This window comes from Pedobacter sp. 22163, assembly GCF_052045595.1.
GTDB lineage: Bacteria > Bacteroidota > Bacteroidia > Sphingobacteriales > Sphingobacteriaceae > Pedobacter.
This window is the reverse complement of record NZ_JBQEPM010000005.1, coordinates 312,259-338,956: the sequence shown is the minus strand read 5'-3', so window position 1 is coordinate 338,956 and position 26,698 is coordinate 312,259. Positions and strand designations below refer to the sequence as shown.

Here is a 26,698-nt window from a genome sequence, read left to right as displayed (position 1 = left end):
CAATTCAATAACAATAATTAATTCAAAATGAAAAATCTAGTAAAACAAAGCATTTTTATGTTCGTCTTCTTATTTGCATCAATTCCAGTTTTTGCACAAGAAGAGTTTCCAGTCCCCGCGGGCTTCAAAAGCGAATACCAGACGGTGGACGGAGTAAAATTACACTATGTCAAGGGAGGTAAAGGCTCTTTAGTCTACCTCGTTCATGGCTTTGGTCAGTCTTGGTATGAATGGCATCAGCTTATGTCCGAACTTGCAAAAAAACATACTGTGATAGCACCCGATCTTCCAGGGTTGGGGCAATCACAAGTTCCTTCTTCATTCAAAGGTCTTGATGTCGCTGCACTTCTTAACAAACTTGCCGATAGTCATAGGATGGGTAAAAAGTTTGATCTTGTTGCCCACGACATCGGCATTTGGAACACCTTTCCGATGCTTGTTCAGCATCAAGAAAATATACGAAGTGTAATTTATATGGAAGCGCCGATCCCTGATGAAAGTATGTATACTTTTCCTGCATTCACCCCTCATGGAGAGGCACTGGTTTGGCACTTTAGTTTTTTTGCGGCTGAAAACCGTTTGGCGGAAACATTAATTGCTGGTAAAGAGTATACCTTCTTTGAGCATTTTATTAAACAACATGCATCCAACAAAGATGCCTTTACACCAGAACTTTTAGGCATGTATGCAAAGTCATATTCGAAGCCTGAAAGTTTGAATGCGGCCTTCGAGTATTACCGGGTGTTAACGCAGAATATAATGGATAATAAAGAATTATCAAAAAAGAAGATTACAATTCCTGCATTGGCTATCGGAGGAGGAGGGAATGGCGGGCTTGGGGAATTCCAGCAAAACCAGATGCGTAAATATGCAACGAATGTTACCGGAAAGATCATTAAGTCTAGTGGACATTGGATACCGGAAGAAGCTCCTAATGAACTAAATAGCTTAGTGATAGAGTTTCTTGACAAACAGGGAAAATAAAAACCTTAAGGCCAAGGATCTGTAGCTATACTATCATGCCGTACTTTTAGACTGAAAAAAATGTTATTCAAATTGGCGGTTCTGCAGGAATGGTCGCTGGAGCTGCTTGGAGCTTATTGGCAAGTTTTTGGGTAGTTGGCACATAACTACTCAAAAACATGAGCCTTTTTAGGGTTTCATAACTACATATGGATAATAGGAATATGCCGTATTATTGACATCCAATAAATAAGGCTAAATGATTTAAGCTTTATTCAGGCCTTTTCTCGGTACAGAAGCCAATACCCTTTTATAGATTGATAACTATAAGATTCACTTATTCCGAAATTGTCTTACATATCAAAAGGCGCATAATCCTAGGATATGTACTTGATGATAAAAAATTCGATTTTTAATCTCAATTGAGTCAACCTATATTGACTTAATTAATGCGGTTTATTTTGTTCATGGGGATTATCAGAATTTGTTTTATCAAAATGAATTAAAAATGAAAACCTTAAAAATCGCATTCACAACAATGCTTTTAAGCAGTGTGTTTTTTGGAAAAGCACAAACTGTAGTTACAAATGAGCAGCCAGGATATTATTTTACAAAAGTTGGCAACGCTCAAGTTATAACACTTTTAGACGGCATGTATGCCCTTAATGTAAATGAACATTTGCATGGAGTGAGTCTTGCGAGTATAAAGAAAACGTTGTATGCAAATCACTTGGATTCAACTGTAGAATTAACATTTTCTGCATTTTTAGTTCACGTGAATAACGAGCTTATACTGGTGGATGCCGGTAGTGGTTCCTTCATGGGGCAGGACTTAGGTAAAATAACAAAAAACCTTAAGTTGGTAGGCTTCGACCCAAAGGATATTACGGCCGTATTGATTACTCATGGTCATGCCGACCACATTGGAGGCATTGTTAACGGAAATGAGCGGACATTTCCCAATGCAACAGTTTATATTAGCAAACCAGAATCTGTTTATTGGTTAAATCCGGAAAATAAGAAAAAATCGGGTAAAGGAGATGAACCTTATTTTGCAATTGCCGAATCAGCATTAAAGCCATATATAGATGCGGGAAAGGTGAAAACATTCAATACTGGGGAACAGCTTTTGGCAGGTATTTCGTCCGTAGATATCCATGGACATACACCAGGCCAAAGTGCATATCTGCTCAGCAATGCTGGTAAACAAGTATTATTCATGGCGATTTGGTCCATATCGCATCCATACAATTTGCAAATCCTAAAGCAACTGTTGATTATGATATTGACCAATCAACTGCCTCATTGACTAGGAGGAAAGAGTTCAAAGAAATTGTAAATAAAGGATATTTAATCGCTGCTCCACATATGTCTTTTCCTGGTTTAGGATACATTGTTGCTGATGGCGGTGCATACCGTTGGCTACCTTTGAATTTTAGTACTTTGGTTGGACAAAATTAAACTTTTGTAAACGTTAATGACAATATTGATCTCGACCAGGCAAAAATAATATTTGCATTTATTTGAAAATAATATTTTTTTATCTTATCACCACCAAAGTGGGAAAAAACAAATTTCAATGAAATGCGCAAATTGTTTCTATGGCCCTGTTAATGACTGCTTGATCGGTAAGGGAGAATTGATCAGTCTATTTGACGGCTGCAAAAAAAAAATGATTGTCGGGCGGACTGCAATATTAAATAGCATTTTCATAATGGGAAATCAATGGGCAGGGCCTTGTATCAATTTTATATGGATAATGATGATTTCGATAAAAAGGATGCAACACTAGATGCTGCATCCTTTTTATTTTAATACTTTTAATCTAGCATTAAAAAATAGCTAGGCATACGTTGTATCCCACCCAAAAAAATAGGTAATTCAACATTGCCAATAGTTGTTTTGCGTTTCGATTCCAATCTTATGGTCCAATACCTTGTGCGCATAACTCTGTATCATGAGAATTAACCGACGGCTCCTACATGGTATACATAAGCCTTGTTTACTAGGATGTGGAAACCTATAAATTTACTTGCAAAATTTCTCGGACAGCATATCGATTCCGATGGGATAGAAAAAAAGATGCAGACGCATTGAATCCAATGCTCCCTTTACAATCTCATCATCGTTCTATTCTAAAGCAGGAATGATAACAATTATTTAGCATTCTGGATATATTCGATTGCTTTTCGAGCAAGTATGGCCGACTCATTATCATTTTTCTCTTTTCGCACCTTCGCGATTTCCTCAAGTACCTTAATCAATCTAGGTGCCATGCCATATTTTTTGTAAGCCACCGCCAGGTCACAGATAGCATTGATACCCTGAACAACATTACTGCTATTGTTCAGTCGGCCAATTATTTTGGGCATTGTCTTCACCGCGTTATCAAACTTAGCCTGTACGGATGCTTCTTTGAAAGCATTTATGATAAAAGGCCATTCTGCATCGGTACTATTGCTAGCATAAACGCCAATAATAGCATTAGTAATAGGACCCTGAGCTTTCGACTGTAAAGATTTTGCAATTTTAAATGCTTCTTCTGGAGAGATATTGTTCAGTGCGGTAAGGGCAGCTGCTCGCAAACTGAGGGACGGGCTGGTTAACGCAGCTATATATAATTGCCTGAAATCTTGCGAGTTCGTTTTACCAAGATAGGTTATTGCAGCTGTCCGCACTGGATATTTGTCGTCATGAATTGCCAGCTCAGTCATAATAGGAAGTATCGATCCCTTTATTTCTTTATCATCAGCTATGGTAGAGTTAATTGCTTTTAAGCGAAGGCCATAATATTGATCTTTTAACGCACTTAATATAATCTGTTTATACTCTAGTGTGTTTGGCTGCTCTATAGCCACCTTATAAGACTCAAACCGGTCCATGTAGAGCGGAGCGTTTTGATACTGGAACAAATACTCCACCGGAGTTTTATGATCTGTTTTTTCTGCAAGCAATATTTTATCAGCATCAACATTGACCAGGCTCGGCCTGGCGGGTAATTTGAAAATTAGTGTATCTTTTGATTGGTTCAGCCAAACCTGATGCCTTTGCGTTGTATCCGCAACATATATATCTACAGCGATCGGCAACTTAAAGATTTGGCCTTTCTGATTTTGTGCTATAAAAACTTTTTCAATCTTTGTTTGATCATCCCAGCTGTAAGTGATATCCAATATTGGGTGACCCGATCCATAATACCACTGATTGAAAAACCAATTGAGGTCCTTACCGGAAATCTCTTCAAAAGCCAGACGCAAATCTTGAACTTCTGCACTTTTAAATTTCCGGCCTTTGAGATAGTGCCCGAGCCCTTTAAAAAAGGCTTCTTCACCCAAATAATTACGCAACATATTCAAAACAAGCCCACCCTTGTCATAAATGTTAGATCCGTTAATTCCCTCCTCATCAGAATAATAAAACGGCACAAGGTTTTGAAGGTCGGCTGTTTTGTTGTTTAGATATGCCTGTAGCTCATCATAACGCTTGGCATCGCCGTCATCTTTACCATACTTCTTCTCATTCCAGTACTTTTCACCAAATACCGCAAAAGATTCATTAAGGGTTTCATTGCTCCAGCTTTCGCAGGTAACAAGGTCACCAAACCACTGATGGAAAAGCTCGTGTGCAATGGTCGTGCCACCTGACCCATTTGGGTCATCTACCAGCTCCCAAGGACTTTTTTGCACATATTCGCCATGAAGTGTTGCCGAGGAATTTTCCATAGCACCAAGCGGGTAATCTCTTACGACCACTTGGGAATACTTTTCCCATGGGAAATCCACACCTAAAGCTTTGGAGAAAAATTCCATCATTTCAGGAGTTTGACCAAATATAGCTTTTGCATAAGGGAAATACTTTGGCTCCAGATAGTAATTAACTTCTTTATCGCGCCATTTATCCTTATATATTTTAAATTCGCCAATAGCCATCATGAACAGATACGGGGAATGTGGCAGTTTTTGTTTCCAGGTATCTGTCCTCGTACCATCGCTGTTATTCTTTTGAGCTATTAATAAGCCATTGGACAAGGTGGTGTACTTCGAAAGTACTGTCATGCTGAGTTGCTGAGTCGTTTTTTGATTCGGAACATCAATGGTAGGAAACCAGCAAGATGAGGCTTCTGCTTCGCCCTGTGTCCATATTTGCACAGGTTTATCAGCCTCGGTACCCATCGGATTTACAAAGTATAAACCTTTGCCATCTAATTTATGCCCAGGCTTATCATGTAACAGGTTTGGTTTGGAGGTGTAATCGATATAAACAACATACTGCTCCCCGCCACGATATTTTTTATCCAGTTTAATATTAAGCTTAAGGCTATCATCGTAAATATACTTTAGGGGTAATAGTTTACTCCCTTTAACGATTGCGATTTTATGAATATCCATTCCTTTGGCATCAAGACTCAGGGAATCTGTTGCATAAAAATGCGGCTTTAAAGTAACCCATTCCTTACCATGGAGATATGCTTTTTTATAATCAAATTTTACATCGAGTTTGGTATCAATAAGGTCATTGATCCGTTCTGGTGTTTCGCGATAGCCGTAGCCCTTTTTAACTCCTGAAGAAGGTTGAGCGTAACTGGCCTTCACAGTTAAAGCAATAAACAAAACGGAGTGGACAAAAAAAAGAATTATTTTCATTTGTGGTTTAAAATTCAATAGGGGCGCAATATATCTTGTTTTACTAGAATTATTTTAACACAGGAGGCTTCGTGTTCAAATATTACATAAACTTGGCATTTAATCCTGGCACCGGTCAACCTCTTACCTTTGCCAAAAGATCATGTGGATAACCTAATGAAATACTGCTTAATTCCTCTAACTTATCCTTGTGCTCTTGAGGCAGTTTGAGGCCTGAAGCTTTCAGGCTTTCTTCCAGGTGATCCAGTTTACGGGCGCCAACTAGTGGGAAATGATTTTTAGATAACACCCACGCAAAAGCAACCTGGCCCGGCGTGGCGTGAAGCTCTTCCGCAACAACTGAAAGATAGTCAATAATACTTTTCGTCTCTCCGTCCTCGTCAAATATCCCAGTTGCATCCTTCATTAAGCGACCGGTCTGTCCCTCCCTGTATTTTCCTGTTAATACCCCTCCAGCGAGCGGAGAGTACAGCATGGTCCCGAGGCCGTGAACGGAAGCCATAGGAATAAATTCTCTTTCCGCAGTACGCTGTAAGAGATTATATTCAATCTGGATGGCTGTAAGCGGAATAGTTGCAGCAATAGCAGACGCTTTCCAGGCAGGGAAGTTTGTTAATCCTGTATACAGTATTTTTCCGCTGCTCAATAGATCTTCAAGTCCTCTTGCAATTTCTTCCCAAGGAGTTATGCCATCGTCATAATGAGGCATATAAATATCAATATAATCAGTCCGCAGTCTTTTGAGGCTGGCCTCTATTCCCTGTCTCATAGCTTTGCGATGATTGCCGAAATTGCTGATTTTAGGAGCAGGATTGCTGCTTTGTGTATATTTTGAACAAATAATAAAATCACTTCGTTGACCTTCCGTGAATTTTCCTATAATTTCCTCAGATTCCCCCAATTGATACCTGTCTGAGGTGTCAATGAAGTTTCCACCTGCATCAGCGTAGGCCTTCAATATCTGCATTGCATCTTCTCTTGCGGCTCCGTAACCATTACGGATTCCTAAACTGGCTCCGCCAAGTAATATTTCACTGACGTGTAAACCTGTGTGTGCGCCGAACAATTTATATCTCATATATTTTTTTTTATTTTTACGGTTCAAAATTACCGTTAGTGACTTTTTTAAACAAGTACGGCTAAATTTGTCCCTATAAAACTGTTGTAGTCATGACAAATAATTATAAGAGAAAAATTCCCATTTCAGTAGATTGTGGCATACATCTTTTCATGGAGGTAATGAATGGTAAATGGAAGATAAGCCTTGTCTGGAGCATACATAATGGTATTAAACGTCCTGCTGAAATCCACAAAAAAATATCTGGTGCTTCTAGAAGGGTGCTCGATGCACAATTAAATCAACTTGTTGATCATGGATTGGTCTCAAAGAAAATCTATGATCAGCGACCGTTAAAAGTGGAATATTCCTTGACGGATATGGGGAAAACGCTTATTCCCGTTATAGAATCTACCGCAAGATGGGGAGAGGAACATAGGGATGCTCTAGAAACGAAGATACTACAATATGAGAGTTAACCTCTGTTTGTTCTGCCGGTATGTAATTTGTTTAAATAAATATGGTGAAAAGACAAATAAATTGGAGTTGAATTACAGATTAAACTAGTGAAGGCGGTTCAGTCATTTATCCGCCTTCCATTTCAATTCCGATATTATTTATGTTAAAAAATAAGTTCCTGAAAATAGTTGCTTATGTAATTTTATCGCTTTTAACTCCTGCACTAGGAAGTTCTTCCCACAGCAAAGATCACAGTGTAGTGAATCATTGTGCTTTTAATGACCTAAAAAATCATTAATATCAAGCATGTGAAAAAGTAATCTAATTCAAAACTTATCATCAAATTATTTACCTAGGCAATATCACCTGATTTGTTAATTGTCATTAAACGAACTTCAATGGCCTGCTCGCGTGCTTTCCGAAAGATTAGCTAGGTATTTAATCAATTGGATTTCGAATTGAGGATTACTCGGCCTCAAAAAATCATCAGCTACGATATTTCCATCATTGTCTATGATTACATACCGGGGAATCGATTGAAGATTTATCAATCGTGTCAAAGGGGACTTTCGGAAATCAGCCATTCTGTATTGAAAAGGTTTTTTAAAAATTAGATTTTTTTTTGCCGCCTCTATCCACTTTCCAACATGGTCATTTTCATCTATACTTACAGCCATAAATCTTATCGGCTTCCCTTGTAGCTCCTGCTCGACTTTTCTCATGTAAGGGATTTCTGCAATACAGGGAATACACCAGCTAGCCCAAAAGTCAATCACTGTCAGGCTAGCTTTTTTGTTTATGATGATGGACTTAAAATCAAACTTTTTTCCAGAAAAATCAGCCAGCTTAACTGCTGGTAAATTTTTAATGCTCTTTAATTCATGATTAGCAACCTTTTCATCGCTATCAATAATAAAACTGTATTTTCCATTAGCAAGTGATTTGAGTTTTGCTCTGGCAATTGTAAAGTTTTTAAAGGTTTCCTTTAAAATATTTGAAGCCTGATAAAGCGTGTCAAGTGCGGGAGATTCATTCTTAATACGACCAAGAGCCTGATTTAAATTATCCAGATCCGCTGGTAACTGCTTAAAAGTTTGTGCCATTAACCAGATTAGATATTTCCTGTAAAAGTCTGTTTGCTTAAGCTCAACATCCGCTTCAACAATCCATGTCCAGATATTACTTTTAATAAATTGCTGATTTCGGCGAATCGAGTTATAACGAATAACACTGCTGTTTATTTGAAGGTTATTAACGGTATTGATGGAATTGATTTCATCTATGTGATTGTATAAATCAGTATAAAGTGTATCTGTTGCACTTGAAATTACCAATTGTTTATCTGAAAGTAATTTTGAGATTGAATTGTATTTAATGTTTGTATTTAGATATCTGATTGCGGTTAAATGGGCTTGGTCATAGCTTGTATTTCTAATGGACGTCTCATTTTTTTCGAACCGGTCATCAATTTTTTCTATCATTTTATTCAGTCCTTCTGTCTGCAAAAGCCGTCCGTCTTGATCATATGACCAGTGATAACTTTTTGGGAAATAAACTATGCTATCAGCAAATTGTTTTAATCCTGTGCTGGATTGAATCTGGATTGCGCCATCCGTTCCTGTTTTTAGCATAACGGTATCTCCAGGAATCAATAGTACAGGATATGATCTCTCTATGGGGCCATCAGGGGCCATTAGCATGCTGTTATATTCTAAAAGTGTTGGATTTTGTAAATTGAGATTTTTGCTTATGACGCTATCTTTTTTACTTGGATTCCTGTATGAAATTTCCCTATAATATTGCTCAAAATATCTGAATGTTATTTTGCTGCTAGGTTTTAAAAAAACAGACAAAACAGTTGTTTCTACACTGTTTTCCTGTTGGGAACCTGAATCTAGCTGTGCGAACGATATGCTTGTCTGTAGAATTACGCTAAGCATGATTATAAATCTTTTCATAATTAAATTTTTATAAATATAACTATATAAAGATAAAAACTAAATAATTAGTTATAATTTGTTTGTGCTGTTTCAAACGACTGCTGGTTATTTATTCAGTAATTTTTTATTTCCTAATTGTTATGTGAGTCGAGAATTTAAGCTCAGGGTAAAATGTTGCCATGGTTAATTGGGATCCCTTAAAAATTTCTTCTCGTGTTTTATCAAGCTGCTTAAAAACAGATAGCACAACCAACAATTTGGAAATGGTATCCTTAGCGAAACCTTTTGGTCTACCACCCATTCTTCCCTTACAAACTTTAAACCGGCTTTTGTTTTTTATATTAATCCTCTCGCAAACTCAGCTAACAACGCCAAACGCCTGGGAGACCGAAATGCATCACGTCCGGCAAAGCGAAAAATCAAAAATCACTGTTGAGAATCCAGAATTCGCCGGTTATACCGATCATATGTCTTTGTATTTCAGCAAACTGGGTAGCTCTTTTCGGACCAAACTTTACCCAGATTTCATTGCCGGGAATTTAACTAAGTTATTCGTTTGACTCTGAATACCAAAGGATCACGAAAGTTGAATTTCTCTCCTTATGCAAAACCTGGCATCACCTCAGTCCAGCAAGTCCAGATGGATATCCATAGTATCTCCCCAGGAGCGCAACTAATGACCACGAAAACAGAGCTAAATTTTCCAAATGACACTCAAGTGTTTAAGTGCCATTTCATGCGCCAAACATCATATCAGAAACAATTTTGGCCTTAAGCCTGTGTTTTCCCCTATACTTAAAAAGTTGAGGAGAATTACCTGTAAGGAAAAATCTGATCCTTCAATGTGGGCATACTTTTTTGCCAAAGTGCCTATCCATATAATGATTCGTAAGATCTTTTGCACTGTTAAAATTTATCAAATCGTTGTTTTGGCTTTGATAACCTTTGTTTTGGCTACTTGTACTTTTGAGATTCCTTTCACCTTTGTGCTATAATATTTCACAAAATAAATTTAAAGTTATGAACAATAAAAAAGTATGGTTTGTGACAGGCGCATCCAAAGGGTTGGGATTAGCACTGGTTAAGAAGCTTTTAATTGACGGTTACCAAGTAGCTGCAACTTCCCGCTCGATTGATAAATTTGTTAAAGAAATCGGGTACTCTGATGATTTTCTCCCATTGGAAATGGACCTGGTTGATGAGTCAAGTGTGAGTAAATCGATTGCCCAGGCTGTGAAAACTTTTGGACGCATCGATGTAGTGGTGAACAATGCAGGTTACGGACAATTAGGGACAATTGAAGAACTGACTGATAGAGAAGCAAGAGAAAATTTTGATACGAATGTTTTTGGATTATTAAATGTGATGAGGAGTGTTTTGCCAAATTTACGTCGACAAAAATCCGGGCATATCATCAACATTTCATCTATTGTAGGTTTTATGGGGACATTTCCAGGATGGGGAATTTACAATGCCACTAAATTTGCTGTAGCGGGCCTAACCGAAGCGTTTTCAGCTGAAGCAGCATCTCTAGGAATTAAATCGAGTATAATTTATCCAGGCTATTTTAGAACGAATTTTCTGGAGCAAGATTCACTCCGCTTGGCGCAACAGCCTGTTGATGACTATAAAGAAGCTAGAGATCTGGAAAATGCACACCTAAATCAGATTAAAGGAACCCAGCCCGGGGACCCGGAAAAAGCAGCAGTTGCTATAATTCGCTTGGCAGAAAACGAAAACCCAGCGCTACATTTTTTTATGGGCAGCGATGCTTTTGGTTTGGCAGGAACTAAAATCCAGACCTTGCAAAAAGACCTGAGCGAAAATGAAGCATTGAGTAAATCTACAGATTATTAATTGATGCCACTCATATATATACATTGTGCTAAAGGCACATTCAACAGTGATGATAAAAATGCGATGGTAGATAAACTTACTGCCATCGCATTGAAAATCGAAGGCTTACCTGACAATGAATTTATAAGAAGTACTGCCTGGACTTATATTAATCAATATGAGCACGAGAATGTGTTCAAGGGAGGCAAGTCAAAAGATGCAAATGGAATTACCTTAGAAGTTAATGTTTTTAAGGGCGGTCTTGATGTGGAAAGCAAGGGAAAGGTCATAGAATCATTGACAGTCATTATCCAGCATTATGCAGATCAGACTGCGCCGGTATATGTTCTGATAAGAGAAATTGATGTGGATGATTGGGGAGTTCTAGGAAAAAGAATAACTTTGGATGCACTTTTTAATCCTGCGGTAGGCGCTCAACCTATTTAAATTTAGTTATTCATCATTATTGCCCATGAAAAACATTATGTATAATCTGGATACAATCGCTAAATTTCACGAAATTGGAGGCCTTCCCAAACCCGAGCATCCAATGGTAAGTCTGGTTGATTATGGAGCGGTGGAATATCAGACGACTGAAAAGGAAATCAGCTGGGTTCAGCATTTCTATACAATTGGTCTTAAAAGAAATATCCAAGGTAAGTTTGGTTATGGACAGCAGCCTTATGACTTTGATGGCGGATTAATTGCCTGCATATCGCCCAGGCAGGTTGTAAAACTTTCAACGCAAAAGCAAATCGAACCACCAAGTGGTTATCTGCTCTGCATTCACCCGGAATTCATCTGGAATACGCCTTTGGCAAAGACGATTCATCATTATCAGTTCTTTGACTATTCTGTGAATGAAGCACTGTTTTTATCTGAAAAAGAAGAACAGATTGTTTTGGATATCTTAAACAACATAAAGCGGGAATACCATAGTAATATTGATGCGTTTAGCCAGAATATTATCATCGCACAAATCGAATTACTATTAAATTATCTGGAGCGATTTTACCAGAGACAATTTATTACCAGGAAAAAAAATGGGCATCAGATTTTAGAAAAACTCGAAACACTTCTATCGGAATGTTTTTCAGAATCCTTATTAGATAAAAGTTTACCTACGGCGCAATACCTAGCTTCGAAATTAAATATTTCACCTAATTATTTGGGGAGCCTGCTCAAAAGTTTGACCGGACAAAGCACACAGCAGCATATTCATTATAAGCTTATAGAGAAAGCAAAAGAAAAGTTGTCGACAACCGATCTTTCAGTTAGTGAAATCGCATATGAACTGGGCTTTGAACATCCACAATCATTTAGTAAGCTTTTTAAGTCGAAAACCGATCAATCTCCCTTGGAATTTAAGCAGGCTTTTCGCTAGCCGAATCGCACGGTCTCTGGTATTTGATCGGTTATGCAGATTTGGTTTGTATTAAGTTCTTATTTGCGAGATAGTATAGGCTCTAGGTTTAAGCCTCACTAACAATGAAGCGCCTCTGTGAATCTAAGAGATGATGAAATAGAAAATGAAACTACTAACACGTGCTTAAAACCGAAATTTTTTAAAAAAAAATATGGCAGGATGTTATGCAATGGAAATGATGACCGCCATTTTATATAAAATAAACCATGGTAACAAACTATAAAAAAATCGACCTTTTAGGCAAAACGTTCATCCAAAAGGTGGTATTTGAACCTCATTTTGAATTCGTGTTTCCTGTTTCTGAGCAAGCCTGTTTTTTGTATATGCATCATGGCGGGATGGAATACTTCACAGATGGAGCATCTTTGGATATTCCCCGGCATTATTCCTTGTTCCTAAATTGTATTAATTCTGCAAGACAAACTCTTAACTCGGAAGTTAAGGGAGAAATTATAATTATCACTTTTCATGCAGATATATTAAGAAAAATATATAATAGAGAACTTCCTTCATTACTTCAGACGCGAGAAAATGTGATCTCCGAAAAGTCCGGTGTTAAGGTTGAAAATGACTTTCTGATACAAAATTATATTGAGAGCCTGCTGTTCTATTTTGAAAACCCATTATTGGCGGTCGATGATATCCTGATTTTGAAATTAAAGGAGATTTTCTTGTTACTCTTACAGACCAAGGATGCTGAATCAATTCAGGTAATATTGTCGCAGGTCTTTTCACCGTCCACTTATGCTTTTAAAATGTTTATAGAAACTAACCTCTTTACAAAAGCCGGAATCGGAGATCTTGCGCGTAAAATGAACTTGAGCGTTTCGTCATTCAAAAGAGAATTCCAAAGGTTGTATGATGATTCGCCTGCAAACTATATCAAAAACAAGCGCTTAGAAAAAGCTGCGGAACTCCTCTTAGCTTCTGACAACATGGTCACAGATATTGCTGCTGATTGCGGGTTTAACTCTCCTGCGACTTTTATTCAAAACTTTTATCTCAAGTATAACCTTACTCCGAAGAGTTACCGCCTAAAGCTTAATAACAAGTAGCCATTTCCGTATTTATACTATCCTTAAATTATAGGCATTACAAAGATTTTGCAGATGTCCGGTACCTTTAGCCAATTGTGCAGACAACTAAAATATGTTAGGCGGGCTTGCAAAAATTGCTTAAAAACTGAGAAGATAAGCGCAGGCGTTCGTTAAATTTTGCCCTTCAAATAAGTAGTTGTTGATAGCCTATTTAAACATGACTAAAAGAATCTTTGAACTTCATATAAACATCTTTGAATAAGCTATAAACATTTAATCCACTTTTTGGGAAATTTGTTTAAAAAACAAAGATGAAAATGTCTAAAATATGGTTGATCACCGGGGCATCCCAAGGTCTGGGACTCGCTATGGTCAAGTACCTTCTGGCTCAAGGACAAAAGGTTGTCGCTACCACAAGGGATAGGGATAAATTTGATAAAGTGCTTTTGGGCAACCATAACCTCGAGGTATTAACTCTGGATCTTCATAGTGAACATGAGGTACACGCTGCGGTGGCAGGAATTATCACTACCTATGGCACGATCGATGTGCTGATCAACAATGCCGGACATGGTTTGGTAGGCGCCATAGAAGAATTAAGCGAAACTGAAATATCCCAGGTATTCGCCATTAATGTCGAGGCTTCGCTCCGAATGATCCGTAACGTACTGCCTGTCATGAGGCATTCAGGGAAAGGACATATTATAAGTCTTTCCTCGACAGCGGGGTTGAGCGGTGCCGCCGGTTGGGGCATCTACAACGCATCTAAACATGCTGTTGAAGGCTTTTCAGAAGCCTTATTTTATGAACTAAAGGATCTTGGCATTAAAGTAACGATAATAGAACCCGGCTCTTTCCGTACAGGCTTTTTAGATGAGTCACTGGCTGTTGCAGCGAATGTCATTTCCGACTACGATGGGACAGTGCGTCTTTTCAAAAAAGCACTCTCTGAACGTAATGGCAAGCAGCCTGGCGATCCAGATAAGGCTGCAGCGGTCATTTGCGAGGTAACCGAAATGGAAGAGCCACCTCTGCGTTTACTGCTGGGAAGCGATGCGCTTGAAAGAGCGAAGCGAAAAATAGCGCTTCTGCAGACTGACTTTAACAGGATGGAGACCATCACAATTTCTACCGATTTCGAAATATAAAAAATAGCAATGGAAAAACTCACAAAAAACATTCATTCAGGGCTACCGGTTTGGGCAGATAAGCCTTTGAGAACATCAAGGAGAGGACATTTCTGGATAAATGGGGAACGTCTGAAGATTGACAATAAAACTTATCAGCACGGACCGATGTATGTATTCTGGGAAGTGCCGGAAAAGATCACAAAAATATATCCGGTAATTTTGGTACATGGTGGAACGTTGCAGGGAACAGAATGGATGGATACACCGGATGGGCGTCCTGGATGGGCACAACGTTTTTTAGAAAACGGTTACCCCGTATTTATTGTGGACCGTCCCGGGCATGGAAGGTCTCCATACCATAGTGACATCATCGGCCAGATGGGACCTGCTTTTTCCTACGAAAGGGGACAAGAGGTTTACTTTCCCTCAGATGATGCTGATATCCAGACACAATGGCCGTTCAGTCCGTTAGATCACGATGCATACGATTCATTTATCGCACCTTATGGTCCAATGCCAGCGGACCTTGCTAAGTCACAGGATATGGATGCTCGCCGGATAAGTCAGCTTTTGGACCGTATAGGACCGGCGATCCTGGTTACCCATTCCGCTTCAGGTCCCGATGGCTGGCTTGTCGCAGACCGTAGGCCAGGCCTTGTAAAAGCAATCGTTTCAGTGGAACCAATGGGACCTGTATTTGGCACCACCCCCGGAATAGGTTCTCTATCCTGGGGAATTACGTCTGCTCCCCTAACATATGACCCTCCAAGGTTATCTGTAGAAGATGTCAAGCTGGCATCGCCGGAATCACTTAGAATACCTGCATTTCTCGATGTCCCAATTGCATTGGTGACAGGGGAAACATCTGTTTTTGCAAATTATGCCCCAGAGATTGTAAAATTTCTAATAAATGCAGGCGCAAAGGCGGAAGAACTTCACCTACCTGATTTTGGTATACAGGGGAATGGCCATGGTCTGATCTATGAACTCAATTCCGACCAGACATTACAACCGGTCCTTGACTGGCTGGTTAAAAAAATCCCAGATCAAGAAATCACTGGCATTACAACAGACGCTGGTAATGAGGATCCAAGAAAGTGTACCATCCTTGTAATTTATGAGGGTACTCCAGGGGCCCGTTTTGACCGCAAGTATTACAGAAGTAAACATATACCTATGCTGGATGTGGCTTGGGCAAAATACGGTCTGGAGAAAGTTGAGGATCTGTATCCCCCTGAAGAAGGTGATATTATTGCCATGGCAGTATGTACATTCCGGAATAAAACAGCAGCTGAGACCGCTTTCAATTCACCTGAAAGCAAAGCTGTGATGTTGGATATTATTAATTATACCGATATAACCCCATTGAGGATAACGGTTTAAATTATAACTTTAGATGTAAAGGGAGATCGGTAGCTAGGCAGACTAGCTACCGATTTTTTTAGTATCCAGAACAGGCTTTAGATCTATAATGGAACAAGCACAGCTGTTGCAAACTGTTTAATTCTTATTAGCTTGGATTAGTCTATATAAATGAACTGCACCTTAAGTGCGACTTAACTTTCTGAAATACGCTATCTATCCCTAGCATCAGTAGGGGCTTTAGCCAATGGTTTATGCTGAATTTTCTGCGCGAAAGATACTCATAGTTTATGCTGATCTTGACATTATTTGTTTTTCGAAAACATGACAGCAACGGCCAGTTTTAGCATTGCCAAATAGGATTTTCCATTGAAGGTATCCAGTCCGATACTCAACCTTGAAATGCGGACCAGATCCTCTGCAGGATAGTCAGGTGATAGCTTTGCCATTAATTTCATTGCCTTGTCGCGGTTCACGGGTGCTTTAATATTGTCAGCACGTGCCAATAGCTTGGGTAACTCTAAAATTGTAGGATTGGTACAATAGGCCGGCTGTCCAGGCTGCCATCTCCGTGAACTTGATAAATTGCCAGCATCAAATCCTGTGAAGCCAAGTTCCTCCACTAATTTTAAAACAATCTTTAAGCTGAGAGGATCATCCCCGGCAACCGGCAATGCAATCCTATCTGTTGCCTGAGGTTCCCTATGGTTTGTCAATATATTACTAGCAATGATACTATTGAATGCTTTAACTACAGGATGGCCTAACTGTTCTGCAACCCATTTGGTTTCAGGCAGACCATTTTCGATCTCAGCAATCCGACCATCTCTTAAAGGGATATAATTTCCTGTATCTACAACCGCTACAGCCTTTGAAAGGTTTGCTTTTAAAGAAGGGGGGAGTTTTAATACGGATGATAAGGGGATCGCCAAAATGAGGACGTCTACATCAATTGCAATCACTTCTATATCAACAGCATTTGCGCCGGTTTCCTGTTCAAATTTTTTAAGTGAATCCCGCCCTCTAGAATTTGCAACTTTAACATTATGGCCTATTCGTCTCAAGCTTTTGGCAAGTGCAAACCCCACATTGCCAGCTCCAATAATTCCTATTTTCATGATATTTTTTTGATCAAAATTGGTGGTAATTCTTTATATATTTGCTATGCGTTACCTACAGGAAAGTGACTTTTTTATTATGGGAAATATTTGCGAAACGGATACCGATAGGTATAAAGAACGGTCATTGGCGCTTACCGATGCCTTGGAACTTTTGAAAGGAAAATGGAAATTTACCATACTGCTCAACCTCTATAATTATGGCACGATGCGCTTTAAGGATCTTCAGGAAAGCTCGCAGGGAATTTCACCAAAAGTGTTGTCCAAAGAGCTTCACGAGCTTGAAGAAAACCTCTTGGTTATGAGAACAGTGAATGATACCAAACCGATAACGGTATCCTATAGTATTACAGATCATGCTGTTGAGGCTGAACCGATTATCTATGCCCTTATAAATTTCGGACTTAAACATAGGACTAAGATCAAGAAAAAATAACGATAAGTTCTCCGGGGATGACATTATTGAAATAATCTGAAATGATAAATGTTCTGAATTAATGTAGCAATGACAGATCATACAAACCGAGCGGGTAAATAGCGTTGTAAAATCGCAAAACCTATCGCTTAGATTTACTCCAAAACCTTTACCGCAATGCCTATGATATCCTCAAAAAGCTGCCCATCATCAGTTGATCTGGCGGAAACCTGCAGGCCTTTGACGGTATTGTTGAAAAAAAGTGCAAGAGTTCGGGCATCCTTATCTTCACTGATCTCTCCATCTGCCTGCCCCTTTGATATCACCTTAAAAAACGCTTCTTCTACCTGCTTTTCCGTCTGATTGATCAGTTTAGATACCTCGATGTCATGGCTGGCCAGTTCAGTGCTGGCATTCACCATAAAGCAGCCCTTTGGCTGTTGCTGCTGTGGCAGGTTATTCGCCGCCGTAGCCAATAATTGAGCTATCGCAGACTTGGCCGAAATAGATTCTGTACTAATGTGGGATAGGGTATTGCCGTAAGTGTTTTTATATCTTTCCAAAGCTTTTAGGTATAATTGATACTTGTCCCCAAAAGTATCGTAAAGACTGGAACGGCTGATGCCCAGGCCATCTACCAGATCCTGCATAGATGTGCCATTATAACCTTTACTCCAAAAGAGATAAACCGCTTTTTGAAGTACCTCTTCCTCCTTAAAATCTTTCGTTCTGGCCATAACTTTAAATGCCCGCTTTAGGCGGGCAAATATAAGGTTTTTTAATAGTTAATTATCGTGATCCTCCGCTGGCGATAATGGTTTCGCCAGTGAGCCAGCCTGAATCATCCGATGCTAAAAATAGCGCAATTGGAGAGAGATCATCAGGAACTCCTATGCGGCCCAACGGTGCTAGGCTTGCCATTTCCTTGTGGAAATCGCTACCGATAACTCCTCCGGAATGCGTTCCCTCTGTTTCGATCAAGCCAGGGTTGATTGAATTTACCCGAATGTTACGCGGACCTAGCTCTTTTGATAGTACCTGTGTAATCCCATTGACCGCACCTTTGGTTGCAGTATACACCGCGCTGTTGATAGGAAGGGTACTCGTTACAAACGAACTTATATTAATGATACTGCCACCATTTTTATCAAAGTTTTTAACCGCATTCTGGGTAACCAACAATAGGCCAAGAACATTGATATTGAACTGACTATGGTAGTGTTCTTCGGTGAATTCCTCAATAGGGCTAAACTCATAGATGCCGGCATTGTTTACCAATATGCTGACCGCGCCGAAAGCTGCATTTGTCTCTTCAAATAAACGCTCAACATCTGCCTTCTTTGTTACATCACCCTGAACCGCTAGGGCTTTACCTCCTGCTGCTACAATTTCAGAAACAATTTTCTCGGCACCATCTTTGGATGTTGCATAGTTAACGATCACAGCAGCGCCTGCTGCTGCTAAGGTCTTAGCGATTCCGGCACCAATTCCTTTGGATGCACCTGTTACTACTGCTACTTTATTTTCTAATTTTTTCATAATTTTTTTTAAAACCCCTAATCGGAATGAATGTTCCAAATTTACAATTTTACCGGAACGTTTGTTCCGTTAAAGAAGAATCTTGCGCTTTCATGACAATTAGCGTTGCGCACTTATTTTGAGTTGTCAGGATAGAGCATGCTCAGCGTTCGACTTGTTTATCCCGATTGATAGAGATATTATGGAAGACGGGCAATTTATTTAAACCCGTTCATTAGTCTGGATCCGGAAACTTTTTAAAGGGATGATCCGGAACATCCAGGAAAATAACCAAGACTTCATTTAGGACAATAGAATATATACCTGTAATACTGAGAAATTATTAGATTTGTGTTCCCTTTTTCAGGGATATTGTTTAACACGGTTAAGACCGGTCAAAAGAAAAAAATGGATAAATTCAAAAAAGTACAGGAAGTAATCGCATCAGTAGAGGCCGATGTAGCAAAATTCTATGATGGAGGAAACGGTGCAGCAGGCACACGTGTCCGTAAGGCAATGCAGGACTTGAAAACGCTGGCCCAGGAAATCAGAGCAGAAGTTACCGAGAAAAAAAACGCAGATAAATAAACTATTGGTGTTTTGGGGAACATCCACCGGACATTCCAGTGGATGTTTGCATGATAGCGACATTCATTGACTACACCTGATCAATGGCATGAAAGTTAGATCCATTTTGCTATAAACTAATCATACTTTGCCTTCTTTTTCGGTTTGTCATTGCTTCTCTGATCAAGAAACAAATTATCGCTGAGCCACCAAAAAGTAACATGACTAATGGCGCGCTGTGTATACCGAACTTAGCGATTGATAGACCACTTATAGCAGTACCTGCGGAAATACCAAGGTTGATAAAAGATATGGAGAGACTGTTGGCAAATTCTGGCGCTTCCGGCGCAGTTTCAATCATATATACCTGACCGGTCAGAAAACACGGAGTATGGAAAAAACCCCAGACTGCGATCAGGATAAATAGCCAAGGTGAGCTTGCCCCTGAAAAATATATCGGTATTGAAACTATGGTCAACCCGGCAACAAAGCCAACCGTAGTAGTAGATACGTTTTTACTTAATAGCCTTCCAGCTACAAAGTTTCCAAGTACTCCTGTACCTCCGAATACCAAAAGCATCAGACTGATCATTTTAGGATCCATATTGTTTATTTTACCCAAATAGTCTGCAAAATAACTATAGGTGGTAAACATAGCAGCATTCATTAAAAAAACAAATACCGAACTTGCTATAAATAATGGTTTTTTCAGGATTTTAAACTGGGTGCCATAACCTTTATGCGCAGTGATAGGCATAGAAGGCAAAAACAGCCATATTGCAGCAACGGCAATGATACTTATGACTGTTTGAATCATGAACGACGCCTGCCAGCTGTTAAATAAGTCGGCCACAAATGTCGCAAATGGCACTGTGGTAATGGTGGCCAGCCCAACGCCGCCGATTACTATAGCCATCATTTTGTGTGCATCTGCTTTCTCACTTGATGCCGTTGCGGCCCCAATCGCTGCCGAAACAAGTGCCGGATGAAGAAAAGCTGGTAAAAGCCGAACCAACATCAGCAACCAGAATGGTGGGGAAAGGGAGGAAACCAGACCGGTAACCATAAATATCATCATGCTGACCCCCATTAGTTTTTTCCTGTTTACTCCTGAAGTTAGAACAGTTAAAAATGGGCCGGCAATAGCGACTACCATCGCAAAAGCACTTAATAATATGCCTGCACTGTTAATAGTGAGTTTGTAGTTGTTTGCGATCTGCGGCAGGATACCAATAATTCCAAATTCAGTGGTTACAATTCCAATAAGGCTCAAACAGCCAATGTAGGCTATTCTTTTTTTTATGATTTATTGTGATTCTCAATTATTCTTTAAATTAGTCTTCACTAGGTTTATAGGGTCAGGGAAGCCCTACCATTAGCAATTTCTACATGTTATAGCAAATTCCAAAAGCATGCATTTGTTCCGGATAGGATCTATTGTCCTTACTTTTGTTCAACCTTCCGCAGTACGATTTTTTTAAAGGTCGAGTGTTCACTTATCTCTTCTGCTGCTTTGGTGAGTAAGGTGTCGCCGGCAAGCAGAGGGCCATAGACCTCCAGCTCATTGCCTAACTGCCTTCCTTTTTCTACAGTAATAAAGTTGGTCAGACCATTGTGAAGTTTTATCACATAGATTCCTCTTGAGGAATTTACCAATGCGGTTTCCGGGATAATAAAAGTACTGTCCTTTGCAGGTAGGGGAATGGTGATTTCGGCTATCATTCCAGGTAATAAATCCTGAGTACCATTGGTCACGTCCATCTCCATGCGCTGAGAGTGCAAGTGGCTATCCAGTGCACCCGCCAAACGGCTGATCCTGGCGCTAAAGGTCTTACCGGGGATTGAGCGTATCTTAAATTCAACCGTACCGCTGGTTTTGAGGTAAGTTGCGTAAGCATCCGGCACAGCGGCAACTAGTCGAAGATGGTGCTGTTCTGCCAATGAAAAAATTGGTAACTCTGAACCTTTTCCTGCCGGTCCGGCATAAGCTCCCGCACTGACATTTCGTGCGGTAATGATCCCCTCAAACGGAGCCCTGATTTCAAGGTAGCTTTGGCTTACCTTCACTTCGCGGTATGCTGCCCTTGCGGATTGAAAAAGCGCGAAGTCGGACAATTGACGGGCTTTGGCGAGATCAATATCGTTTGGGGATATAATTCCGGGTGTCGCACTCGCCTTCTGAAGACGATCATAATTTGCTTTGCTAGCGCTGTAAACAGCCTCTGCTGAGCGTAAGCGGGATTCTGCGCCCGCTAACTGGGTACCAATTTCTGGAGCGTCCATCACCGCAAGTAGTTGTCCGGTATGCACTTGGGTGCCTACATCCGCGTGTAGCTTTTTTACAAAACTACTTATTTTGGCATACAGATCCACTCTTTGGTAAGCTTGCAGCTCTCCGGGCAGGGTCAGGCTTGTTGACAGTTTTCCTTTTGCTACTGCAAATGCGGCAACTGAGGGCACAGGTTTGGAAACTTCTGTCTTGTGTTCAGGTGACTTACAGCCTGCACTGGCCAAGGCTGCCAGCGACAATAGACTAAAAATTTTATGGTATTTTTTCATCGTTTTTAATTTATATTATTCTTGTATCGCTGGCTGGTCATAGTACTGGCTTTCTGCGTCATCCGGGTCAAGAGAAACCGAAATGATACTCGTCTTACCTTGAAACCATGTGAAAACCATAGGCAGAATAATAAGTACTACTAATGTCGAGGCGATTAATCCTCCGATAACAGCCCTGCCTAAAGGCGAAACCTGTTCACCTCCTTCCCCTTCACCGATTGCCATGGGCAGCATACCGGCAATCATGGCCAGGCTCGTCATAATGATCGGCCTAAGCCGGAGTGAGGCTGCTTCCATCGCTGAAGCCATAGCATTACCGTTGTTCTTTCGCAGCTGCTCCGCATTTGTAATCATCAGTACTGCATTTGCAATCGAAACGCCTACAGACATGATGATACCCATATAAGACTGCAGGTTAAGGGTTGAGCCTGTGGCCATGAGCATCAGAAGGGAGCCAAGAACCACTGCCGGAACTGTTGTCAGGATTACCAGCGGCACACGGAAGGATTGAAAATTGGCTGAGAGCATCAAAAAGATTACAATGATCGCAACCACTAGTCCGGTTTGTAAGCTCTCGAAAGTATCAGTCAATACGCTGCTCAGACCTATCGGCTCTACAAACAGGCCACGGGGTAATTTTCCGAGTGCTGCGATAGCCTTGTTAATGTCCTTACTTGCAGTACCCAAGTCGGTATGGTCTAAATTGGCGGTAACGGAAACATAGGGCGTTGCTCCAAGATTGTCATTTTCGCCATATGTCGTATCACGGGTGATCGTTGCAACATCTCCCAGTACAGGACGGTTTGTATTACGCAATAGCGGTATCTGTTCCATGTCACTCTGACTTAACATTTGGTTCTGCGGTACCTGGACCTGAACATTGTAGGACAGTCCGACATTTTCATCTATCCAAATATTCTTCTCGGTAAAACGGGAAGATGAGGTCGAGGCAATCAGCGAACGGGATACATCATTCATGTCTACGCCCATCTGTGCAGCGCGTGTGCGGTCAACATTGATATCCAGCGCGGGATAATCAAAGGACTGTGGGATCTGAATGTCCCGCAGGTAGCTGAGCTTTTGCAGTTCAGCGATGAATTTACGCGCATAGGCGATATTGCGTTTTTTGTCCTTTCCTGCAAAACGAACCTCAAGCGGGGTGGGCGATCCCTGGCTCAATACTTTTTCAGTAAGTTCTATGGGCTCAAAAGAAAGTTTAACATCCGGAAGCAGCACTTTTGCATGATTACGCACGGAATCACGAAAGGCATCCATATCCATGTCAACATCCTTTAAACCTACCTGAAATACTGCTTCATGTGGCCCCGCAGTGAATAAATACACGGGGTTGATGGAATATAGGGAAGGATGCTGACCGATATAAACAGAACTTATGGCAAGCTGATCATTACCAACCATTTTTTTCATTTCGCCAAGCAGCAATTGCGCTTTTTGCTCTGTTTCCTCAATGCGTGTACCGTCAGGTGCCCGCAGTCTGAGCTGGAACTGACTGGAGTTCACTTTTGGAAGCACATCACGTCCAATCGTTCCCAATAGCAATAATGCAAGCAGGACCGATCCGACAAGATAGCATGCCACAACAGTTCTTCGGTAATTCATCAAACTGCCCAGCACTTTTAAAAAACGCTTACGAAATCTGTCGAAACGGCTCGGCTTTACAGCTACCTTTGGAGCGTGGGGCTTCATTAACCAGTTTGCCATTATCGGTACAAAGGTCTGAGATAAAATAAAGGATATTATCATGGAAAAGCCGATTGCTAATGCCAGCGGAAGAAACAGTGCTCCCGGAATGCCAGTCATTGTTAACGCCGGCGCAAATACCGATAAAATACACAAAAGAATCAGCAGCTTCGGGAATGCGATTTCTTTACAAGCATCCCAGATCGCCCGCGCCTTTGTTTTACCCATATCGAAATGCTGATGAATATTTTCAATCGTAACTGTGCTTTCGTCCACAAGTATACCAATAGCCAGCGCCAGCCCGCTCAGTGACATAATATTGATGGTCTGGCCGAATAGTTTGAGGAACAATACGCCGGATATGATCGAGGTCGGAATGGTCAGAATAACGATTAGCGCCGCACGTTTATCGCCTAGGAACAGTAGCACCATCAAACCTGTCAGTAATGCACCTATAACGCCCTCTTTAATAAGACTTTTGACTGCGTTAATCACATAAACAGACTGATCGAATTCGTATGAGAGCGTAACGTCGTCGGGAAGTGTGCTTTGTATTTTCGGAAGGTTTTTCTTTAATGAACTGACAATGTCCCAGGTCGATGCATCACCGGCCTTTGCAATACTGATATAAACAGACCGCTTGCCATTGATCAATGCATAACCTGAGGTGACATCTGCACCGTCTTTAACTTTGGCCACGTCCTTAAGATATAAATTTTCTACATTTCCCTTAAAAAGGGGAATATTTTCGAAATCTTTCAGCGCTCTGATCGTATTGTTTGTGGGGGTCAGGTAATTGGTGTTGCCTATCCTGACGTTGCCCGAAGGAGCGGTCTGATTGTTTATCCTTATTGCATCAACAATCTGGTCCGGCGTAAGGTTATGCGCACGTAATGCATCCGGGTCTACGTTGATCTCGATTGTTCTTGGACTGCCTCCAAACGGAGACGGAGCGAGCAGGCCCGGTATGGACGTAAATGAAGCCCGCACATACACATTGGCCAGATCCTGTAATTCATTGTTGCTCCGGGTAGGGCTGCTCAGAACAAGCTGGCCGACAGGAAGGGAGGAGGCATCAAAGCGTATCACGAACGGAGGCTGCGAACCGGGGGGGAATACAGCCTGGACACGGTTTGTAAAGGCACTGATCTCCGCTGCTGCCTGGGCCATATTGGTGCCTTCGTAATAGGTTAATTTAATGAGTGTTAGACCCTGGATATTTTTAGTCTCTATGGATTTTATACCATTGGCGAAAAGCAGGACATTCACATATTGTTTAGCGAAATAAGCTTCCATTTGCGAAGGCGTGTAACCGCCAAATGGGTGCGCAATATATATAACGGGCAGATTCATCTTCGGCAGGATGTCAACCTTGATGCTGCGCATGGAACTTACCCCGAAAAAGACAAGGCCAGCTACAAATACAAGGACGGATATTGGCTTTCGAAGGGCGGATTTGATGAAGTTCATGTTTAGAATTCGTTAGTCAGTAAATTAATTTCTCCGCTGGCAGCAGCTTTTAGCAACAATGCCTGCCAGACATTGGTATAGATAATATCCCGGTCCGTTTCTGCCCGGTTTAGCGTATACTGAGCCTGGGTTACTTCGATAAGTGTGGTGAGGCCTAACTTATAAAGAACTGTTTTCTGTTGAAAGGCATCTGTAGCCGCTTTGATCTGTGAAGGCACCTGTCGATAGCTATCAACAGCATAGCGGATTTTATCATCAGATAGCTTCAGCTGCGCGGTGATCTGTTGATTGACCAGCTCATATTCCTGCTCTAGACCTTGAGATATAAACTGCTGCGAACGCAGCTGTTGTTTTATTCGGAAAAGGGAGGCCAGGTTCCAGGTGACCCCCAGCCCTAGCAGATAATTGGTGCGGACAGGGGTAATCCCGTCAAAATAGTTCCCCGAAAACTCCGTATTTCCAGCATTATAGGCTGAGGAAAAACCTGAACCCCTGCTTTGAAAAATGCCGAAAAGGGAAAATACCGGATAGCGAAGTGTGTTGAGGTATTTCTCCTGTTGCTGGCTTACCCTGACCCGATTTCTATAATAGGAAAGTACAGGATGTTCGTTCCCTGAGCTGTCAGGGATTATTCCAGTAATCGTTTTGGGCAAGCGGCTTATAAATGCGGTATCTAAAGTTAAGGGGTCATCAGGTATACCCATTAGTACCGCCAACTTGTTTGATTCTTCCCGCTCATGCTCCATGGCGCGTATATATTCGATCTTAGCGGAGGCTACCGATGCATTTGCCAGCGAAGAATCTACACCGGCAATCAGTCCATTCTTAGCGCGGTTCAAAACGACTGTTAAAAAAGTTTGTGACCGCTCTAGATTCCTGAGCTGCGCGCGGGTTATAAAGTGCGCGCCAAGAAGTGAAAAATAAGAGCCGGCAACCCTGATCTGCTGCTGGAACCGTTCCTGGATTTCATCACTGGAATCCCGGACTGCAGTGGCCCTGGCTACGCGGATTCTTTCCCTTGCCCGCCCGAACGCAAAAACATCCCAATTGATGTTCGTCAAATAAAGCGCACCAAAGGCTGCGTTCCAGCTTTGGTCCGCCGCCACTGGACCTGAAGATGCTGTTCCCAGGCCGCCGAAACCATTTAATGGTCCGGTCTGTCCGTTAACTGTGCCATAATCATGCTGGGCAGAGAATAAAAAATTAGGCAATGCTTCTGACTGTACCGCTTTTATCTGAGCTTTGGCGGCTTGGGAATAAGCCTGTTTTGCTTTAATGGATGGATAATTCAAGACTGCAGTTTGCAGCGCTTCCTTTATCGTAAGCACCTGGGCCTGCATGGTAAAACCGGCAAGTATTAATCCTGGCAGTAACCATATAAATTTATTTTTCATTGGTCTGGTATTATTTGACAATTTTGATTAGCCTGGAACATATTACAGCGATCACAACGCCATTGTATAAAACCCATGGATTACCCTGGAGTGGAGGGATAAT

21 protein-coding genes are annotated in these 26,698 nt (G+C 41.0%); 11 read left to right on the top strand and 10 right to left on the bottom strand.

The features are described from left to right. Window positions 1-27: 27 nt before the first annotated feature. Both ACTJKN_RS15370 and ACTJKN_RS15365 read left to right on the top strand, forming a co-directional pair. Window positions 28-984 (top strand): alpha/beta fold hydrolase, encoded by a 957-nt coding sequence (locus tag ACTJKN_RS15370; protein ID WP_440826322.1) that lies wholly within the window; start codon window positions 28-30, stop codon window positions 982-984. A gap of 487 nt (window positions 985-1,471) precedes the next feature. Next, entirely contained in the window at window positions 1,472-2,272 is an 801-nt protein-coding gene (locus ACTJKN_RS15365) for an MBL fold metallo-hydrolase (RefSeq protein WP_440826320.1), read from the top strand. An 847-nt stretch (window positions 2,273-3,119) separates the two neighbouring features. Here ACTJKN_RS15365 and ACTJKN_RS15360 read toward each other — a convergent pair. Both ACTJKN_RS15360 and ACTJKN_RS15355 read right to left on the bottom strand, forming a co-directional pair. After that, the gene (locus ACTJKN_RS15360; protein ID WP_440826318.1) at window positions 3,120-5,606 is read right to left on the bottom strand and encodes a M1 family aminopeptidase; all 2,487 of its coding nucleotides are present in this window, start codon (window positions 5,604-5,606) and stop codon (window positions 3,120-3,122) included. Between the two features lie 115 nt (window positions 5,607-5,721). After that, window positions 5,722-6,711: an aldo/keto reductase gene (locus tag ACTJKN_RS15355; RefSeq protein WP_440826316.1), complete on the bottom strand. Its 990-nt coding sequence runs from the start codon at window positions 6,709-6,711 to the stop codon at window positions 5,722-5,724. Between the two features lie 65 nt (window positions 6,712-6,776). Here ACTJKN_RS15355 and ACTJKN_RS15350 point away from each other — a divergent pair, with 65 nt between their 5' ends. Then, window positions 6,777-7,142, top strand: coding sequence for a winged helix-turn-helix transcriptional regulator (locus tag ACTJKN_RS15350; protein ID WP_440826314.1), 366 nt, complete (start codon window positions 6,777-6,779; stop codon window positions 7,140-7,142). A 375-nt stretch (window positions 7,143-7,517) separates the two neighbouring features. Here ACTJKN_RS15350 and ACTJKN_RS15345 read toward each other — a convergent pair whose 3' ends face one another. After that, window positions 7,518-9,080 (bottom strand): TlpA family protein disulfide reductase, encoded by a 1,563-nt coding sequence (locus tag ACTJKN_RS15345; RefSeq protein ID WP_440826312.1) that lies wholly within the window; start codon window positions 9,078-9,080, stop codon window positions 7,518-7,520. A gap of 1,002 nt (window positions 9,081-10,082) precedes the next feature. Between ACTJKN_RS15345 and ACTJKN_RS15340 the strand changes: the two genes are divergently transcribed. The 6 genes from ACTJKN_RS15340 (at window position 10,083) to ACTJKN_RS15315 (ending at window position 15,874) form a co-directional block, all read left to right on the top strand. After that, complete coding sequence (locus tag ACTJKN_RS15340; RefSeq protein WP_440826310.1) at window positions 10,083-10,919, top strand: SDR family NAD(P)-dependent oxidoreductase; 837 nt, start codon at window positions 10,083-10,085, stop codon at window positions 10,917-10,919. Window positions 10,920-10,982: 63 nt separating this feature from the next. Further along, window positions 10,983-11,345: a tautomerase family protein gene (locus tag ACTJKN_RS15335; protein ID WP_440826308.1), complete on the top strand. Its 363-nt coding sequence runs from the start codon at window positions 10,983-10,985 to the stop codon at window positions 11,343-11,345. 37 nt (window positions 11,346-11,382) lie between these two features. Further along, complete coding sequence (locus tag ACTJKN_RS15330) at window positions 11,383-12,282, top strand: helix-turn-helix domain-containing protein (RefSeq protein ID WP_440826306.1); 900 nt, start codon at window positions 11,383-11,385, stop codon at window positions 12,280-12,282. Window positions 12,283-12,530: 248 nt separating this feature from the next. Further along, window positions 12,531-13,379: a helix-turn-helix transcriptional regulator gene (locus tag ACTJKN_RS15325; protein WP_440826304.1), complete on the top strand. Its 849-nt coding sequence runs from the start codon at window positions 12,531-12,533 to the stop codon at window positions 13,377-13,379. A 293-nt stretch (window positions 13,380-13,672) separates the two neighbouring features. Then, the gene (locus tag ACTJKN_RS15320) at window positions 13,673-14,509 is read left to right on the top strand and encodes an SDR family NAD(P)-dependent oxidoreductase (RefSeq protein ID WP_440826302.1); all 837 of its coding nucleotides are present in this window, start codon (window positions 13,673-13,675) and stop codon (window positions 14,507-14,509) included. A 9-nt stretch (window positions 14,510-14,518) separates the two neighbouring features. Further along, window positions 14,519-15,874, top strand: coding sequence for an EthD family reductase (locus ACTJKN_RS15315; protein ID WP_440826300.1), 1,356 nt, complete (start codon window positions 14,519-14,521; stop codon window positions 15,872-15,874). Window positions 15,875-16,158: 284 nt separating this feature from the next. Here the strand turns inward: ACTJKN_RS15315 and ACTJKN_RS15310 are convergent, their stop codons facing one another. Beyond that, window positions 16,159-16,971, bottom strand: coding sequence for an NADPH-dependent F420 reductase (locus tag ACTJKN_RS15310; RefSeq protein WP_440826298.1), 813 nt, complete (start codon window positions 16,969-16,971; stop codon window positions 16,159-16,161). A gap of 46 nt (window positions 16,972-17,017) precedes the next feature. On the opposite strand from ACTJKN_RS15310, the gene ACTJKN_RS15305 reads away from it, so the two are divergent. Continuing rightward, window positions 17,018-17,407, top strand: coding sequence for a winged helix-turn-helix transcriptional regulator (locus ACTJKN_RS15305; protein ID WP_440826297.1), 390 nt, complete (start codon window positions 17,018-17,020; stop codon window positions 17,405-17,407). A gap of 134 nt (window positions 17,408-17,541) precedes the next feature. Here ACTJKN_RS15305 and ACTJKN_RS15300 read toward each other — a convergent pair whose 3' ends face one another. Together ACTJKN_RS15300 and ACTJKN_RS15295 are read right to left on the bottom strand one after the other, a co-directional pair. Continuing rightward, window positions 17,542-18,123, bottom strand: coding sequence for a TetR/AcrR family transcriptional regulator (locus ACTJKN_RS15300; protein WP_440826295.1), 582 nt, complete (start codon window positions 18,121-18,123; stop codon window positions 17,542-17,544). 52 nt (window positions 18,124-18,175) lie between these two features. Further along, window positions 18,176-18,925: an SDR family NAD(P)-dependent oxidoreductase gene (locus ACTJKN_RS15295; RefSeq protein ID WP_440826293.1), complete on the bottom strand. Its 750-nt coding sequence runs from the start codon at window positions 18,923-18,925 to the stop codon at window positions 18,176-18,178. Between the two features lie 387 nt (window positions 18,926-19,312). Between ACTJKN_RS15295 and ACTJKN_RS15290 the strand changes: the two genes are divergently transcribed. Then, window positions 19,313-19,492 carry a histone H1 gene (locus tag ACTJKN_RS15290; RefSeq protein WP_440826290.1) on the top strand — a complete coding sequence of 60 codons (180 nt, stop codon included), beginning with the start codon at window positions 19,313-19,315 and terminating at the stop codon, window positions 19,490-19,492. 109 nt (window positions 19,493-19,601) lie between these two features. Here ACTJKN_RS15290 and ACTJKN_RS15285 read toward each other — a convergent pair whose 3' ends face one another. The 4 genes from ACTJKN_RS15285 to ACTJKN_RS15270 all read right to left on the bottom strand — a co-directional run bounded on the left by ACTJKN_RS15285 (window position 19,602) and on the right by ACTJKN_RS15270 (window position 26,595). Continuing rightward, complete coding sequence (locus tag ACTJKN_RS15285) at window positions 19,602-20,744, bottom strand: MFS transporter (RefSeq protein WP_440826288.1); 1,143 nt, start codon at window positions 20,742-20,744, stop codon at window positions 19,602-19,604. 170 nt (window positions 20,745-20,914) lie between these two features. Next, window positions 20,915-22,030: an efflux RND transporter periplasmic adaptor subunit gene (locus ACTJKN_RS15280; protein ID WP_440826286.1), complete on the bottom strand. Its 1,116-nt coding sequence runs from the start codon at window positions 22,028-22,030 to the stop codon at window positions 20,915-20,917. Window positions 22,031-22,045: 15 nt separating this feature from the next. Continuing rightward, window positions 22,046-25,201 (bottom strand): efflux RND transporter permease subunit, encoded by a 3,156-nt coding sequence (locus ACTJKN_RS15275; protein ID WP_440826284.1) that lies wholly within the window; start codon window positions 25,199-25,201, stop codon window positions 22,046-22,048. A gap of 2 nt (window positions 25,202-25,203) precedes the next feature. After that, the gene (locus ACTJKN_RS15270; RefSeq protein WP_440826282.1) at window positions 25,204-26,595 is read right to left on the bottom strand and encodes a TolC family protein; all 1,392 of its coding nucleotides are present in this window, start codon (window positions 26,593-26,595) and stop codon (window positions 25,204-25,206) included. Window positions 26,596-26,698 lie beyond the last annotated feature (103 nt).